Origin of the sequence: Nodularia spumigena CCY9414, from assembly GCF_000340565.2 — a bacterium.
GTDB lineage: Bacteria > Cyanobacteriota > Cyanobacteriia > Cyanobacteriales > Nostocaceae > Nodularia > Nodularia spumigena.
Window position 1 is genome coordinate 3,930,075 of record NZ_CP007203.1, and the last position, 16,852, is coordinate 3,946,926.

General features: G+C 41.4%; 17 protein-coding genes. 9 read left to right on the top strand and 8 right to left on the bottom strand.

What is annotated here, in order from left to right; genetic code table 11:
• Nucleotides 1–110 precede the first annotated feature (110 nt).
• The 3 genes from NSP_RS17105 (at nt 111) to NSP_RS17115 (ending at nt 2,849) form a co-directional block, all read left to right on the top strand.
• The gene (locus NSP_RS17105) at nt 111–596 is read left to right on the top strand and encodes an NADAR family protein (RefSeq protein WP_006195044.1); all 486 of its coding nucleotides are present in this window, start codon (nt 111–113) and stop codon (nt 594–596) included.
• Nucleotides 597–892: 296 nt separating this feature from the next.
• Nucleotides 893–1,381, top strand: a complete 489-nt coding sequence (locus NSP_RS17110; RefSeq protein WP_006195045.1) for a GAF domain-containing protein — start codon at nt 893–895, stop codon at nt 1,379–1,381.
• A gap of 697 nt (nt 1,382–2,078) precedes the next feature.
• Nucleotides 2,079–2,849, top strand: a complete 771-nt coding sequence (locus tag NSP_RS17115; RefSeq protein WP_006195046.1) for a hypothetical protein — start codon at nt 2,079–2,081, stop codon at nt 2,847–2,849.
• Here the strand turns inward: NSP_RS17115 and NSP_RS17120 are convergent, their stop codons facing one another.
• A complete protein-coding gene (locus NSP_RS17120; protein WP_006195047.1) occupies nt 2,850–3,254 on the bottom strand; it encodes an NIL domain-containing protein in 405 nt (134 codons plus the stop codon).
• A 115-nt stretch (nt 3,255–3,369) separates the two neighbouring features.
• Between NSP_RS17120 and NSP_RS17125 the strand changes: the two genes are divergently transcribed.
• Entirely contained in the window at nt 3,370–3,960 is a 591-nt protein-coding gene (locus NSP_RS17125; RefSeq protein ID WP_006195048.1) for a thioredoxin family protein, read from the top strand.
• 94 nt (nt 3,961–4,054) lie between these two features.
• Here NSP_RS17125 and hisD read toward each other — a convergent pair whose 3' ends face one another.
• From hisD to trxA, 5 genes are all read right to left on the bottom strand, one after another.
• Nucleotides 4,055–5,335, bottom strand: coding sequence for a histidinol dehydrogenase (gene hisD / locus NSP_RS17130; RefSeq protein ID WP_006195049.1), 1,281 nt, complete (start codon nt 5,333–5,335; stop codon nt 4,055–4,057).
• A 103-nt stretch (nt 5,336–5,438) separates the two neighbouring features.
• Nucleotides 5,439–5,867 carry an aspartyl protease family protein gene (locus NSP_RS17135; RefSeq protein WP_006195050.1) on the bottom strand — a complete coding sequence of 143 codons (429 nt, stop codon included), beginning with the start codon at nt 5,865–5,867 and terminating at the stop codon, nt 5,439–5,441.
• Complete coding sequence (locus tag NSP_RS17140; protein ID WP_006195051.1) at nt 5,860–6,075, bottom strand: hypothetical protein; 216 nt, start codon at nt 6,073–6,075, stop codon at nt 5,860–5,862. Before NSP_RS17140 ends, NSP_RS17135 begins: the two co-directional genes overlap by 8 nt.
• Nucleotides 6,076–7,054: 979 nt before the next feature.
• Nucleotides 7,055–7,753 (bottom strand): glutathione binding-like protein, encoded by a 699-nt coding sequence (locus tag NSP_RS17145; RefSeq protein ID WP_006197495.1) that lies wholly within the window; start codon nt 7,751–7,753, stop codon nt 7,055–7,057.
• A gap of 312 nt (nt 7,754–8,065) precedes the next feature.
• Nucleotides 8,066–8,395, bottom strand: coding sequence for a thioredoxin (gene trxA, locus NSP_RS17150; protein ID WP_006197496.1), 330 nt, complete (start codon nt 8,393–8,395; stop codon nt 8,066–8,068).
• 79 nt (nt 8,396–8,474) lie between these two features.
• Here trxA and NSP_RS17155 point away from each other — a divergent pair, with 79 nt between their 5' ends.
• Both NSP_RS17155 and NSP_RS17160 read left to right on the top strand, forming a co-directional pair.
• Nucleotides 8,475–8,816: an ArsR/SmtB family transcription factor gene (locus NSP_RS17155; protein ID WP_006197497.1), complete on the top strand. Its 342-nt coding sequence runs from the start codon at nt 8,475–8,477 to the stop codon at nt 8,814–8,816.
• Between the two features lie 327 nt (nt 8,817–9,143).
• Complete coding sequence (locus tag NSP_RS17160) at nt 9,144–10,757, top strand: mechanosensitive ion channel family protein (protein ID WP_006197498.1); 1,614 nt, start codon at nt 9,144–9,146, stop codon at nt 10,755–10,757.
• A 230-nt stretch (nt 10,758–10,987) separates the two neighbouring features.
• Here the strand turns inward: NSP_RS17160 and NSP_RS17165 are convergent, their stop codons facing one another.
• Together NSP_RS17165 and NSP_RS17170 are read right to left on the bottom strand one after the other, a co-directional pair.
• Nucleotides 10,988–11,761 carry an SDR family oxidoreductase gene (locus NSP_RS17165; protein WP_006197499.1) on the bottom strand — a complete coding sequence of 258 codons (774 nt, stop codon included), beginning with the start codon at nt 11,759–11,761 and terminating at the stop codon, nt 10,988–10,990.
• 268 nt (nt 11,762–12,029) lie between these two features.
• Nucleotides 12,030–12,968 (bottom strand): hypothetical protein, encoded by a 939-nt coding sequence (locus NSP_RS17170; RefSeq protein ID WP_006199205.1) that lies wholly within the window; start codon nt 12,966–12,968, stop codon nt 12,030–12,032.
• 85 nt (nt 12,969–13,053) lie between these two features.
• On the opposite strand from NSP_RS17170, the gene murG reads away from it, so the two are divergent.
• The 3 genes from murG to NSP_RS17185 all read left to right on the top strand — a co-directional run.
• Nucleotides 13,054–14,133, top strand: coding sequence for an undecaprenyldiphospho-muramoylpentapeptide beta-N-acetylglucosaminyltransferase (gene murG, locus NSP_RS17175; RefSeq protein WP_006199206.1), 1,080 nt, complete (start codon nt 13,054–13,056; stop codon nt 14,131–14,133).
• 17 nt (nt 14,134–14,150) lie between these two features.
• Entirely contained in the window at nt 14,151–14,357 is a 207-nt protein-coding gene (locus NSP_RS17180; RefSeq protein WP_006199207.1) for a DUF6737 family protein, read from the top strand.
• Between the two features lie 481 nt (nt 14,358–14,838).
• Nucleotides 14,839–16,852 (top strand): S8 family peptidase (locus tag NSP_RS17185; RefSeq protein WP_044482779.1); only part of this gene is annotated, 2,014 nt, incomplete at its 3' end.

Here is a 16,852-nt window from a genome sequence, read left to right on the forward strand (position 1 = left end):
GTAATATCTTCTGTCTTGAGACAAGTGCTAGCTTTAGGCCTAAAGTTGACAACTTATTGTTAGCATCTACAGGCATCATAGATATTGATATAATAAAGAGCAATTTTCAAATGACCATATACTTTTACAAGGTGTGGCAGCCTTATGGCTGTTTTTCTAACTTTTCTCCCCACGGTATCCAAATTCATGGTACTTATTGGTCAACGGTGGAGCATTATTATCAAGCGCAAAAGTTTGTGGGTACTGTGGATGCAGTCATTATACCTGTGATCCATGCTGCCGAAACTCCCGAAGAGGCTGCTGCTTTGGGGCGTTGTCGCACTCGCCAACTCCGTCCAGACTGGGAGATGGTCAAAACTAAAGTTATGCGAGAAGCTGTACTCAACAAGTTTCTGAGTCATTTGGAGATTAAAGACATTCTTCTTAGCACAGGTAATGAGACACTGGTGGAAAATTCGCCCAACGATTATTTCTGGGGCTGTGGGGCAGAAAAAACTGGTCAAAACCATCTTGGTAAAATCCTCATGGGTGTGCGTGCAGAAATTCGCAAATCGCAACTTTTTACAGTCATTTCTGGGGAGAATAAGTTAGATTAGTTAGAAGTAATTAAATATTTGCTGCGCCAGGGGAATGTTTTCATTCCCCATAATCCACAATTTTTAGTAAAACACCAATTTTAAATTAGTGAGTGAATTGCTGTAAAATGTTAAATTTTTTTTAGGAAAAAATCTAGAGAAATATTTGCAATCTTATCATTTAGATAATCTTAGTCTATACATTGCCCTATCAAAAATATAAGATTAAGTTATTATTAATAATTCTTTCTTAATCTTAGACCCGTAAAAAATTAGGATTGCCACTAGTAATTCTTGACTATTACAGGGTTTTAAAAATGTCGTTGTATCAATTTTTAAGTGTGCCAGCAATGGGATTTACCGATGACTCCAGTGGTTTGCGATCAACCTTTAACCAGGAAAATTTATTGCATCGGATCACAAATCAGATTAGGCGATCGTTCGAACTGCAAAAGATACTAGCAGCTACTGTTGCCGAAGTGCGTTTATTTTTGGACACAGACCGGGTAATGGTGTATAGATTTGACGCTGATGGTAGCGGTGAAGTCGTTGCCGAATCGATTCATCAACAGCGTCTACCATCGCTCTTAGGGTTGCACTTTACCGCAGATGATATCCCCAAAGAAGCCAGAGAAATGTTTCTATCAACACGGCAACGTTCCATAGTAGATGTAGCTGGGGGAAAAATCGGACTATCACCGCTCAAGTCACGAGAAACAGGCAAATATCTGCCAACAGAGACTATCAACTATCGGCAGATAGACCCATGCCATATTCAATATACAATCTCGAAAACACTGCCATAGAACAGCATCATTGTTAATATATAATCGTGCGGTTGGGTCAAAAGCATATAGCGTTTACGAGTCTGCAAAAGCTCCGAATTTATCAGTGTTTATCTGTGTCCATCTGTGGTCGAATAATTCTTGTATAGTTGGGGAGTGGGGAGTGGTCTGTAGGGAGTAGGGTAAAAACCTTTCGGTGTCTAACTTTTATGATCAGTTTATGTCCTAACGTCCTTGGCGGTTGCTATATATAGTACCTATTGAGGTAAGAACTGCTATAGACACAACCTGTAAATAGATATATTTACTTTTCTGAGCATTATAAGTAAAGTTTAATTGCAAAAATATCCAGGTTCATCTATATCTTGCTATTCTAGTAATTGAAGCTAAAAAGCTTCCCTGGCAGATGCAACAGCTAAATGTTGAATAGAAGAAGAGGTAAAAACGCTGTTTAACTTAATATCTGTCTCGTCCGAACCCACAACACCCAACGCGAACGCTGATATTTACTCAAATATTGAAAATCAGGGGGCGCTGTAATTAGTTTTCATTACTTGTTTAAAGTTATGCAACTGATTATATCCCTGGATAGAGTAAACAAGGTGAGGAAATCATTACAGCTAGTAGAAGTTTGGGTGTTGTTGTTTAAATAGTGACAATTTGGTGTAAAATAATTAGAAGCTAAATAATTATAGAAATTTGAGATAGCGCCTTATTTATGTCAATTATTGCGCTGAGAGCTTGGTATATTTCCGAATATGAGCCGATAGCAGAACTGGAGAAACGTCCCCCAGATATTCGCCTCAGTAAAAAAAGTCTGCTAAAATCAGCATTACGAGCCGACTTTCTCGAAGATATTGACCATGTTAAGCAATCAACTTGGTTTGGGCGTTATCTAGAAGGCGAAAATATTGAATTTTATATTGAAGGTAGTGGTGGCTATTGCGTAGCTAACATTGACTTGATTAGTCATGAAATTTATTTTACCAAACAAGCATTGTTAGCTCAGTTAGAACCAACGATTTTTTTATGCTCCCAAACTGAGTATCCGCCAGCCAGTGATGCCCTGCGAGAGGAACTACACAAAAGTTTAGATTCTTTAAACTTGCGATCGCGCCAAACTCTCACATTAGTAGAAGCTTACCGTCCCAGGAATGCTCCCATCCGACTCAACCGTGCTATGATGAGAAAAATCCGCAGGAGTTTGCTGTTTATTGCAGATACTACTCCCATCGCGAGCATTTCTGGTAAAGAAAGTAACCAATTAATACCAAGTCCTAATGTCTGTGTAGAAATTGGCTATGCAATTGAGAGTAAGCGTTCTGAACAAATTTTGTTAGCGCAGATGCAACACCCAGACTTTGAGGGGGAATTTCCCTTTGATTTGCCCACACAGCAAATTGTGCAATTTCAAGACAGTGCGGAACTGGGTAAAATGCTGACTGGAGCCATTGCAACTCAGTTGGCACGATTTAAATTATTTTTCTAATTACAGATTTGTGGAAATTGCTTGTACTGGACAGGTAGGGATACATTGTTCACAAACAATACAGCGCGATCGCGTGAAAGTCAATTTGAATGTTTCTGGCTGCAAAGTCAGGGCTTCTGTTGGGCAAACCCCAGTACACAAACCACAATGGACACAGACATCTTCATCAATGACAATTTCGCCTAAATTATGGGAAACATTGATATGACGCGATCGCATCCATTCAATAGCTTCATCTAAGCGATCAATATCTCCAGACAATTCTACCACAAGTTTACCAATTTGATTTGGTGCAACTTGGGCGCGGATAATATTTGCAGCCACATTAAATTCTTTTGCTAGTAGGTAAGTCACCGGCATTTGAATAGCGCGTTTGGGAAAAGTGAGGGTAACTCGTTTTTTCACAGGTTTAGCAGAGAGTAAGTTTCTTTTCTAGCTTAGTGTGACTTGCTAAAGCCGCAGAAGCAGAAAACGTTAAACTAAAAAATGAAAGTGCTTAATAAGTTTTAATAAATTTCCTATGACTACAGAAACCCATATCAATTCTACCCCTAAGCCTGAAACCACAACTGGGAAGAGGGTGAGAAACTTCTTAATTGCTATAGTGGCGATCGCTCTGAGTGTTGCTTTAGTCTTAGGATTGAGAACAGAGACAAATTCCACCTCCTTAGCCGACTTAGACCAAGCATCCACACCTCTAGAAGTAGCCATTAGCAACGGTAAACCCTCAATAGTCGAGTTTTACGCTAACTGGTGTACAGTCTGTCAAAAAATGGCTCCTGATATTGCCGAACTTGAACAGGAGTATGCTGAGAAGGTAAACTTTGTGATGTTGAACGTAGACAACACCAAATGGCTACCGGAAATGCTGAAATATCGAGTAGATGGCATTCCCCACTTTGTATTTTTAGCTGAAAATGGCGAAACCATCGCCCAAACCATCGGAGACCAACCCCATACAGTCATGGCTAGTAACTTAGACGCGTTGGTGGCTGGTTCCTCCTTACCCTATGCTAAAACTAGCGGACAAGTTTCCCAATTTCGCGCCCCTGTTACACCCGCCAACAATCAAGATGATCCTCGCAGTCATGGTAGTCAAGTAGTTAATTAATTCGTAATTCGTAATTCGTAATTTAGCCCACAGTTGAATTGCGTCAAAAGCTCCCCTCTCCTTAGTAAGGAGAGGGGCTGGGGGTGAGGTTCTTTTAATGAAGGCGCACAGAAACGCTACCGCCATGAGCCGGTAAACCTTCGGCTGCTGCGAGAGTTACGGCGGCTTTACCGATGGTTTGCAGTGCTTGTTGATTACATTCTAAATAAGTAATTCTCTTGAGAAAATCGTAGACACTCAAGCCAGAAGCAAAACGAGCAGAACGAGCGGTGGGTAGAACATGATTTGGTCCCCCTAAATAATCGCCAATGGCTTCTGGGGTATAACGTCCCAAAAAGATACTCCCGGCACATTTAATTTGATTAGCAAGCTCTTGGGGGTTATCTACACATAATTCTACGTGTTCGGGTGCTAACTGATTGAGTAGGGGGATACTATCAGCTAAATCTTCTACCAGAATGATTGCACCATGTTTTTCCCAACTGGTTCTAGCTACTTCCTTTGTCGGTAGATTTACGAGAATTTGCTCAATAGCTGCGATCACTTTTTCTGCAAAGCTGGCAGAATCAGTAATTAAAATAGATTGGGCGCTGGGGTCGTGTTCAGCTTGCGAAAGTAAATCCCAGGCTATCCACTCTGGGTTATTTTGGCTATCTGCTACCACCAAAATTTCCGAAGGTCCGGCTACGCTGTCAATACCTACAGTCCCAAATACCTGACGTTTCGCTTCTGCAACATAGGCGTTACCAGGACCGACAATTTTATCTACAGGGTTGAGGCTGATAGTACCATAAGCTAAAGCAGCGATCGCCTGCGCCCCTCCCATACTATAAATTTCCTTCACCCCAGCAATTTGGGCAGCTGCAAGCACAGCCGGATTAATTTCACCGCCAGGCATAGGTACTGCCATAACGATTCTTTCCACCCCCGCAATTTTAGCAGGTAAAGCGTTCATCAGTACAGAACTCGGATAACTGGCGCGTCCTCCGGGGACATAAATCCCCACCTGGGAAAGAGAAACCCAATTTAATCCCAGTTTCACCCCGGCTGTATCCGTATAGCCAATATTTTGGGGTAGTTGCTTTTGATGAAAAAACCCAATTCTTTCCGCAGCTAATTCCAGCGCGTCCTTGACATCTGGCGGACATTGTGCTGCGCGTTCCGCAATAAAATCAGCACTCAGATGTAAAGATGGGGGAGAGTAATGATCAAACTTAGTAGTATATTCCTGAACTGCGGCATCACCGCGCACTTTCACATCAGCGAGAATATCTTTAACTGTACCACTAACATCAACCGTAGCTTCCCGGCGATCGCTCACCAAGGCTTTAAATCTCACAGAAAAATCTTTGTCGGTTGTTTGAAGTAGCTGCATAGACTATATCTTTGGATTAGTGCGGGTTTTGCCGTAATAATTATATTAATAATAATTTAGCTTTAATGGTTGATTTTATTTATGCTGCGTTGTGCTGTAACAACTATTCTGAGACTGTCTTCTTCTGACTTACTGCAAAATATAGTTGTGAGCGATAAAAACAAACGTCAAACTCCATAAAAAAATTAACTTGCCCTAAAATGAGGGGAACTTGCATAGCTTTTGTCCAAGCAAATACAAGTTGTACAGGTTCAAATTTACCAATTCTGGCTTGAATAACTACAACGCGAGCCTCATACTGAGCCAAATTGCCTGTCAAATTCAAAGTTGCTGTCTGACGTTCCCAAACATACCCCAAATCAAGACCTACTGTATAAGGTAGTACATTTACTGTCGCACCTGTATCTAACAACGCTGATATTGTGATTGAAGATTCTTGGTTCACAAGTGTTATGGGCATATACGGGCGAAAACCAGCCTCGCCCAAAGTTGTATCAGCATTGATGAAGGTAAATTGTTCGACATTAGACATTGTTTTGATCTTTGGTAGCTTGCAAAACTTCTAGCATCGTGTTTGCTGCCTCAAAAGCATCGTAGGGAGACCAAACGGGATAAGATTGCTTTGGTTTAATTAGATCAGCTTCTTGTTGGGCTAATTCTGAAATTAAAACCTGAACAATGTATAATTTATCGGCACGGTTGAGTCCTTGGAGTTTACTAAGTAGTTCGGTGGAAACCATCTTGAATACTCTAACCACTTAAACAGCTTAATTCCATCATAGGACTGTACAAGAAAAATTAACTTACATTTCTTTAACTCTTATTCTCTGCGACTGGTGCGTTACATGAATTCACTTCTCGTCTAATTTTTGAACCTCCCCACGTCTAAAGCCAGGGGATTCTTGCCTACCTGAAAAAGGCGACAACGGGACATTCAAGTATCCCTCTACTCACTCAAAGAGCTTTTGCTCTCATTCGCGCATACTTTCTGAGTCCTTCATATTTTAAAGATGAACGCTCCATATCCTGCCATTATTCGCCCTTTAACTATTCCGAATCGAGTCGGATATGTCCGTTGCCGGGATTGCTCCGTACTAGGATACTTCAATGCGCTGAAGGTTATTCCTACTTGTTTTCTCGCTAATCTATTTTAACACTGTGGCTAAAGCCACGCAATCGTTTGACGGAACTTAAAAGTTCTTACCGCCTTCTCCCCATGCCTAAAGTCAGGGGCTTGCGTCTCGTTTTTCGGTCAATCCAGTTCCCCTCCTCGCTTGCACTGGAGGGGCTAGGGGTGGGGTTTTATAATCCAAAAGAGAATTTCCCGACTTGTGTGTAAACCTTAGCCTTGCTTTCGCGTAGCGTTTCCCTGCTATATAAAACCTAGACAAAACTAGACTTTACTTTCTACTTCAACGGGAGCATGGGAGCAGTTATCCCTCAGTAGACTTTCACGCCTTAGCCAGACGCGATTGTGTTCCAATTAAGTTTCTGAAAAAGACTACCACCATCATTGCTTGGTTTTCGCGTCGGCAATAGTCTCAATTCAATACTTGATATCACCGTATTATATATCAAGTAGTTGATTTTTTCCTAAAATATATATTGATTTTTGTCAATATAAGTATAGTTTTGTCTATGAAATTGTCAACTTAGGACTTGCTCTTCTCCCAAAGGGAGAGGCTAACGCCAAGGGAGAAGGAGAGGGGAGTGCAATTGCTAAATTTGAACTGTATTTGCTGATTGGTTAAATAACAAATCTCGTGATTTTTCAAGGTCAAGTTCTTGATTTTTGAATGGTTCTGCTTTGGCGTAAGCGCGAATAGTCGCCGGACGACTTTGAATTGTTTCAAACCACCGCTTTAGGTGGGGAAAATCTTCTAGTTTCTGGCTTTGGCTGTTATGGGGGACAATCCACGGATAGGCGGCTATATCTGCTATGGAATAATCGCCAGCTACAAATTCTCTATCTGCTAGGCGCTTATTTAATACCGCATATAAACGTCCTGTTTCTTTGACATAGCGGTTAATGGCATATTCAATTTTTTCGGGAGCGTATTTGTTAAAATGATGGTTTTGTCCGGCCATTGGCCCTAAACCCCCCATTTGCCAGAATAACCACTGGAGGACTTCAACGCGATCGCGCACATTTTCAGGAATCAATTTTTGGGTTTTTTCGGCTAAATACAGCAAAATTGCGCCAGACTCAAACACGGAAATCGGCTCATTGCCGGTTACAGGTTCATGGTCAACAATTGCGGGGATGCGATTATTAGGAGAAATCTGGAGAAATTCCGGTTGAAATTGTTCTCCAGCCCCAATATTTACCGGAATAATTGTGTATGGTAATCCGACTTCTTCCAGAAATATGGTAATTTTATGTCCATTGGGGGTTGTCCAATAGTAAAGCTCAATCATTGGTTTAAGAATTACGAATTAGTATGACTAAATATTAATAGAAGTTAACTATTTTATAAGATTTCTGCGGCTTATTGTTACTAAGAATACAGTTGGGGTGAGGTTTTATCGGGTTTTCTCAAAGACTAAAATAGCGATCGCCCCATCAAAATCCTCAGCACCGATATTTCCTTCACTTGCGCCGCAATCCCGCTATTCATGGCTAATTGAAGGAATTGGGGACTTTTTTTACATGAGATTTACAACAGAGATGCCACGATTTTTCATTGGCACAGTCAGCCGATTCCGGTGAATATCTCCAACCCTAAGCTATTATTGTTGAATATGCTGCCCTAAAGTTTGAGTTAAGGTAGTTTTTAGTACTGCACCCACCACTATATCAACTTGTCGTCCCCCCTTAAATACCATGAGCGTGGGAATGCTCCGAATTCCGTAATGGCTGGCAACAGTGGGGTTTTGATCTGTGTTCAATTTTACCACTTTTACCTGTCCTGCATATTCCCCAGCAACTTCATCTACAACTGGAGTCACCATCCGACAGGGACCACACCAAGGGGCCCAAAAGTCCACTAATACTGGTATTTCACTTTCCAGGACTTCTTTTTTAAATGTGGCTTCTGTAACATTTGTAACAGATGACATAATTGCCTCCTGATTTAATTCAATTGTTCGATTTTATCGAATAAACAAAATATACGGCATTTAAAGAGATAATGCAATGATGAAATTCTTATATCACCCAGACCGAAAAGATATTTCTTTACCAGGAGTGCTGTATGCTTTGGGCGATCCTGTGCGGCTAGAGATTGTGCGGTTACTGGCGACTCAGGGAGAACAGTGTTGTGCGGGGTTTGATTTTGCGATCGCCAAGTCAACTATGTCCAATCATTTTAAAATTTTACGAGAGTCGGGAGTTGTGTTAACTCATAAAGAAGGTACACAACACATCAATAGATTACGCCAAGCGGATTTAGAGGCAATGTTTCCAGGGTTGCTGGATGCGGTGTTACAGTCAGCACAACCATTGCGGCTTTATCAACAATCAACAATCAACACTCGATGAACTAGCGCTGGACTCATAACCTGTGGGAAACACTGGAAAAATTATGGTGTAAACTGTAAAATTATACATTTCATATTTTAGCTCTTTTTATAAGTCTACAAGAGTTTATTTTGTCAGCTTTTTGGATGTTTTTTTTATTGAGAATTCCCTATATAACAACCGCCAAGGACGTTAGGACATAAACTGATTATAAAAGTTAGACACCGAAAGGTTTTCACCCTACTCCCCACTCCCCACTCCCCAGCTATAATTGCAGAACTCAAACCTGTTGCGCCGTTCATCAACTGGGCTATCATCTAAAACATCTGTAGTAAGCCAATCAATTCAATGAATCGAAAACATATTCCACACCCATCAAACCTAATTCGTTTATGGATTTACAAATTTCTTATTCCTTTTATTCTCAGCCTTTTTTTGATAGTTACACCTGCATTAGCAACAGAAGAAGCACCTGTTAGTATTGATGGTCGTTTGGTGTTTCAAGTTGGTAAAACTGAACAATTTACAGCCAGAGAACGGGCAGATTTGATTAACTTTCGGCTGCGTCAAATTGTCTCATCTCAGGAATTGGTTCAAGTAACAATTCAAGAACGTAACAAATCGCCAACAATTATCGTAAATCAAAAATATCTGCTGACTGTTACTCAGGCAGATGTGGTTAATAATAAGACTCCAGAAGAACAAGCAGAAGCTTGGAAGGAGCAACTAGATAAAGTATTACAGCAAGCTCAGAAAGAGCGAAGTTTTGGGTTTATTCGCAATGCGTTGCTGTTAAGTATTGGCGTTTTGATCGTAGCATTTGCCTGTCACAAACTTTTAGGATGGCTATGGAAACGTTCTCGTGAGGCGGTTTTGCAACGCTTACCCCCATCACCTGATGAGGCGGAAGTAGATTCTAGTTCGTCCACAGCTTTAAATTTATTGTTTAATTTTAGCCTGTTGGCGGCGCGGATATGGCTTTGGGTGAGCGTAACTCTCTACATTACTAACTTATTACCTATTAGTCGCATTTGGAGCTACCGTCTGTCTAATCAATTGATTCAAAGTTTGACATCTCCCATTTTAACTTTAGGAAAAACTCAATATTCCGTTGTTTATTTGCTAGTCTTGATAGCGATGTTATTGGGTTTAATGATTTTAGCAGGTGCAGCAACAAACCTTTTGAGAACTCGAATTTTACAATTTACGGGAATAGATAGAGGCGCTCAAGAAGCTATTGCAATTATCACTAAATATACAATGATTTTCGTGGGCGCGATTGTATTATTGCAGGTCTGGGGACTAGATTTAAGTTCACTAACAATTCTGGCAAGTGCTTTGGGTGTGGGAATTGGTTTTGGCTTCCAGGATATTGCTAAAAATTTTGGTAGTGGTGTAATTTTGTTATTTGAGCGCCCAATTCAGGTAGGCGATTTTGTGGAGGTTGGTGACATCGAAGGAACTGTAGAGCGCATTGGTGGTCGTAGTACCCTATTAAGAACTTTAGATCAAATTTCCATTATTGTACCTAACTCTCGCTTTTTAGAAGATAAGGTGATTAATTGGAGCTATAAAAATCCAGTTTCGCGGTTGCGTATCCCGGTTGGTGTTGCTTACGGTTCTGATATTAGTGCAGTCAAGAAGGCTCTGTTAGAAGCTGCTCAAGAGGAGACTGGAATTTTGTCATTTCCCAACCCGACTATTTTCTTCATTGGGTTTGGGGATAGTTCCCTAAATTTCGTACTTCTTGTTTGGACTGATAAACCTAGTCAACAATATTTAATTAAAAGTAATTTATACTTCCGAATTGAAGAACTTTTCCGGAAGTATCACATCCAAATTCCCTTTCCTCAGCGAGATTTGCACATTCGTTCGGGAAATTCACCCCTAGAGTTATCGCCGGATTTGGAGGAAAATTTACGGGATTTATCTGAAGATCCTCATAATATTAAAAATAAGTAAATCACCAGGGCAAAAGAAATTACTTGTGAGGGTAATTATCGATCGCTCTGGTGCTTCTTTAGCGGAAATATCCGCCGTAAGGGTATAAGTAAAGGGTTCCAAAAGCCTATAATGGTTATTGGGAAATTATTGTATCAGCCCACACATTTTTATGATAATTTTAGGATGTGAGGCGATAAATAACGAAAAAAGGCTCTGATTTCGTTGATGTATTGGTTGATTTCGAGTTTTTATGTTTGTCGATGAACTAAGGTGGCGCTGGCTTGATCAACAGGCATGAGGATCAATTCGTTGATATTAACATGAGGCGATCGCGTGACGCAGAAAAATATCACATCAGCGACATCATCGGCTGTGAGGGGGGTAACTCCTTGGTAAACTTTGTCAGCGCGTGCATTATCACCATGAAAACGCACATTACTAAATTCAGTTTCTACCATTCCCGGATCAATGGAAGTTACCCGCACAGGAGTTCCCAACAAGTCTTGTTTTAAACCTTCAGAAATTGCTTTGACAGCAGCTTTAGTCGCACAGTAGACGTTACCACCGGGATAAGTTTGATGTCCAGCAATGGAACCTAAATTCACAATATGACCGCGATCGCGTTTCACCATTCCCGGAACAACATAGCGGGTAAGATAAAGTAACCCCTTGATATTAGTATCAATCATTTCATCCCACCCTTGAAAGTCGCCTTCATGCAGCTTGTCTAAACCGCGACTCAAACCAGCATTATTAATCAGAATATCAATGTCAGACCAAGCAGGCGGTAAGCTAGAAATGGCAGATTCTACCGCCGAGCGATCGCGCACATCTAACTGTAACAAATGAGTCTCCACGCCAAACTCTTTGTTCAGTGTATCCGCTAATTCCTCCAAGCGTTCCCAGCGTCGCGCCGCTAAAATTAATTTTGCACCCGCACCAGCAAAGATTTTGGCGCAAGCAGTACCGATACCACTACTCGCACCAGTAATCAGAATAATTCGGTTTTCTAGAGAAATCATGATTATTTAAATGTTAATCTTCAATAGGACTTACCCACAAGCAATGGAGAAACGAACCACGTTCGCGAAGCGTCTCCCCTTCTCCCAAAGGGAGAGGCTAGCGCCAAGGGAGAAGGACACGTTGGCGCTAGCCTCTCCCCTTGGGAGAAGGACACGAAGGGAAGAGGATTTCAGAGAGTTCTTGCGTAAGTCCTATTCAAAAAGGGACAAGAACTACTCCCCACACTCCCCACACTCCCCACACTCCCCACTCCCCACTCCCCACGGACTACCTCACAACTTGCATACGCTGAGTTACCATAGTCATCCCACCACCCCGGAGAATTACCGCCGAAACCCAATGACTACCAGGGGTTGATGGTGCGCGTCCCACTTTAAAAAGTCCCCCAGATGTGAGCAATTCTAAATCTACAGATGTGGGATTAAGATATTTATTGACTTGAACTGGTTCTTCTATTGCGGTTCCCAGGAGAAAATCATCACCCAGTGGTTCTTGAAGAATCGCATCAAAATTATACTGCTGCCCTACTTTGACTTGCTGTGGTAAATTGATATCAATTTGCGGTGGCTTGTTACCAGAGGTCATTAGGCTACGTTCTGATAAAATTTCTTGATAGACAATTTTCCCACCTTGAATCCGTTGACGGGATTTAATTGTGGCATTGAGAGCTAAATTGTCACTCTGGGCAGAAGGTAAGCCAGTTATATTAGTGACCGTTTCGGCTACCATCACATTGCCTTCAGCTTTCCAAGATTGCAACTGTGTATTATATCGCAACTTTGGATATCTTTTCCAAAGTGCTATCAGCGATTTTTCTAGAGATGGGAAATTTAAGCCATCTCCACTGGTGAAGTTGGGGCTGTAAAATTGCATCACGCCTTTGAGATTGCCAAGGCTGGCGGCTGAATCCATTTGCGTTAACAAATTTTTTAACTCAGTGGCTCCTCCTCCATTGCTGGGGATAATTACCTCTTTTGGTGTTCTTTGAGCCAAACTGTTTGCTGTTCGGGATTGGCGAAGCAGTTGTTTTAAGGATGTCGGAGCATCTTTAACAGCAGCAGAGACGGGTTGCACTGGTTCTGATATTTTGGCTTCGGCGGGTTGCCAATTACCAGTTATACTCAGTATCAGCAGCGATAAAATTAACCCCATACCATGAGGAAATTTCTGTTGGTTTTTGAGTAACAAAGTAGTAGTGTAAGTCATTTGGTAAGAGTTTACTGATTTGAGTAGAGAACGTCAGGAAATTGTTTTATCTTAGATAAGCTAGGCGCTAAACGGTAGAGTGTTGATGGCAAACGCACCGATAAAATTATTAATAGCTGCCAGTGGGACTGGTGGACACTTGTTTCCAGCGATCGCACTGGCGCAGAAACTGCCAGACTATGAAATTGAATGGCTGGGTGTCCCCAATCGTTTAGAAACTCAACTGGTTCCCAAACACTATCCTTTGAATACTATTGCAGTTGAAGGGTTTCAGCAAGGATTTGGATTGTCTACACTACGCATTTTGGGTCGGCTGATGGCGGCGATTCTAGAAGTACGGCGCATTCTCAAACAAGGTAATTTTCAAGGTGTCGTCACCACTGGGGGTTATATTGCAGGACCGAGTGTGATTGCAGCGCGTTCCCTGGGATTACCTGTAGTTTTTCATGAATCGAACGCCTTACCCGGTAAAGTCACCCGGTTTTTTGGCCCTTGGTGCAGTGTGGTGGCTTTAGGATTTGCCGAGGCTAGTAAGTATTTACCTCGTGCCAAAAATGCCTGTGTGGGTACTCCCGTGCGTTCTCAATTTTTGGATCAAGGACTGAATACATCACTGGATTTACCGATTCCTAATGGTGTGCCTTTAATTGTAGTCTTTGGTGGCAGTCAAGGTGCTGTGGCTGTAAATAAGTTAGTGCGCGAGTCCGCTCCGGCTTGGTTTGATGCAGGTGCTTATGTGGTACATTTAACAGGCGATCGCGATCCTGAAGCAGATAGTCTTCAGCATTCACAATACATAGCATTACCGTTTTACGATAATATGGCGGCATTGTTAAGACGAGCCAATTTAGCCATTAGTCGGGCTGGGGCTGGTAGCTTGACAGAATTAGGTGTATGTGGTACGCCAGCGATCTTGATTCCTTACCCCTTTGCTGCCGAAGACCATCAAACATACAATGCAGATGTATTTACTCAAGCTGGTGCAGCCTTAACGTTTCAGCAATCTTCGTTAACAACAGAGATATTACAAACTCAAGTTTTAAATTTATTACAATCACCAACAGAGTTAGCTAAAATGGCAGAAAATGCCAAGGCGATCGCAGTTCCTGATAGTGCCGAAAAATTAGCTTCCTTAGTCCGTGAGATCATTGAGATTTCCAGATAATTATCATTTAATACCCCATGTCAGCAGAAAAATCTCTCAGTCCTTGGCACTACAAACCTTGGTGGTGTCAGCCCTGGTCTATACTTCTCACAGGTGTAATGCTGATGAGCGGTAGTTGGTTATTATTTAAAACTATTTGGCTAACAGTTCTTGTTTCCATACCTGTCTTAACATGGATGGGATTTTTTCTCTTAATTTGGCCAAAAATGATGAAATCAGACTGAATCAGCGACGAATTTAGTTAGGTATGTCTTACAGTAATTTTGCTGCTAAATGAAACACACAACAGACTTTCCATACAACGTCTCTTTGGTCTAATTAACCGAAAACTGCTGTAAATGCTGATATAGCGATTCCCACCTCAATAGGTACACCAAGAATTATTCGACCACAGATAAACACAGATAAATCCGGATCTTTTGCAGATTAGTAAATGCTGATATCAGAGAATAGGGACTTACAACCCACATTCCGCACCCTCAACTGTCACACATCAAGAAAAGAGCGATTAACTAGTACGTAAGAACTAAAGTAAATTAAGAGGAAAGGGGCTTAATGAGAATAGTCTTAGAAACCTAAGCAACTGCCAATTAGTAAAGCTTTCAGGTAATAATACAATGTTTTGTGTAAATATGTATTTTCTTTAGGCACGAATATTTAAATAGGTATTAAACTCATATTCAGTAAATACCGAGTTACTTAGTTATGAGTAATCCTGCTTTTAATTTGATTGGTTTGACCCAACTACGTAATGACTCCCGCTTTGTAGGGATTGATGGTAGTGGGATGGCAGTTGCAGTTATTGATACTGGTTTAGATGGGACTCATTCTCTACTGAATAGCAATTATGTCGCTGGCCGGGACTTTGTGTATGGAGATAATGACCCTGAAGATATTGACGGACACGGTACTCACGTAGCAGGTACAGTTGGAGCGGCAGATCCTAGATATGGAGTTGCACCTGATGTGAAGTTAATTGGCTTGAAGGTGTTTGGTAATAATGGAGGTGGAGCCAGGTCTACAGATATTCAAGCTGCTTTGCAGTGGGTGATTGACAACAAAGAGCTTTACAACATTGTGGCTGTCAATATGTCACTGGGGGCGGGATTTTATACGTCCGTTTCTGAGGCTGCGGGTGATATTATAATTGATGAGGTGAGAAGACTGGAAGAATTAGGCGTTGTTGTTGTCTCAGCTACTGGGAATTCATTTAAAAATAATGAGTATCAGAATATGGCAGCGCCAGCAATTTTCAGCACGTTAGCTGTGGGTGCTGTCTGGCAAGATGGAATTAATCGAAACATTCGTTGGGGTTCGGGAGGAATTGACTATACAACAGGAGCCGATCGCGTAACTAGTTTTTCCCAACGCCTAGATGCACCCAACAAAATATTTGCCCCTGGGGCAATGATTACTAGTACTGTACCGGGAAACCGTCTGGATGCTATGGCTGGAACAAGTATGGCATCTCCTGTGGTGGCGGGAGCAGTGGCTCTGATGCAGGAAGCAGCGATGCAATTTGGGGGGCGTTTTTTGACTTCATCAGAAGTTGTGCAGATTATGCGCTCCACCGCAGACATCATTTTTGATGGCGATGATGAAGATGATAATGTTCAAAATACATCAACTAATTATCCTCGTTTAAATATTTATAATGCTGTACAGGAAGTTCAACGCCTATTTCAGGACATTGCCCCTAATGGAGACCCCAATGGCACTATTCAAGGTGCTTACATTGGGCCAATTTTAGATGGTACTACTACGATTAATTCCATTTTGGGTAGTATTGGTATTGATGGTGGTTCAGTGCAAGTGGGTGATAAAGATGTTGATATCATCAGGTTTGAAATGCGATCGCCTGGAATAATTACAATTGAAGTTAGTTCTCATCCTGACAACCCGGCGGATTTTGATAGTCTTTTACGCCTGTTTAACACTTCAGGTGAAGAAATTGCTTTTGATGACGACTCAGGCGTTGACACCTTCTCTGCAATTAAGATCTCCCTTGCGTCTGGTGTTTATTATGCGGGAATCAGTGGCTATAACAATCGCAACTATAATCCCAATGTCGCCGCTAGTGGTGTATCTGCCGCAACAGGCAATTATTCCCTCAACTTCCAACTCAGAAATCCTGATCCCAATGGAATTATCAGTGGTGCAATTCCTGTCAATTTGGGTACAGATTCAGAACCTTTATATTTTCAGGGTATTGTGGATTCTGACCCTATTGCCAACTCCGATGAACGGATTACTATTGGGCCAGCAGATGTAGATATTTTCAAACTGGTAGCACCAGATAATGGCATTTTATTAATAGATATTGACACTCCTTACGATAACTATGTTGATTCATTTCTGAGAGTCTTTGATGAAGATGGCAATGAGTTATTTTTTAGTGATGATGATCTAGCTTTTAATAGCTCGTTAGTGTATACAGAATTCACTGATAATGAATACCCCAGTCTAGTTTTTCCCGACTCGGTTGATCGCAGTTATTACGAAGGACATACCACTGATAGCTTTATTGGCTTAAGAGTGGACAGAGGTCAAACTTATTACATTGCTGTTTCAGATTATGACAACCAAACTTATAATCCTAACAGTCTCGATGGGCGTTCTGGTACTGGTACAGGTGGTTTGTTTGACCTGACTGTACAGTTTTTCAGTAATGACCAAAATGGTAGTATTACACAGGCATTAAAAAATAATTATATACCAA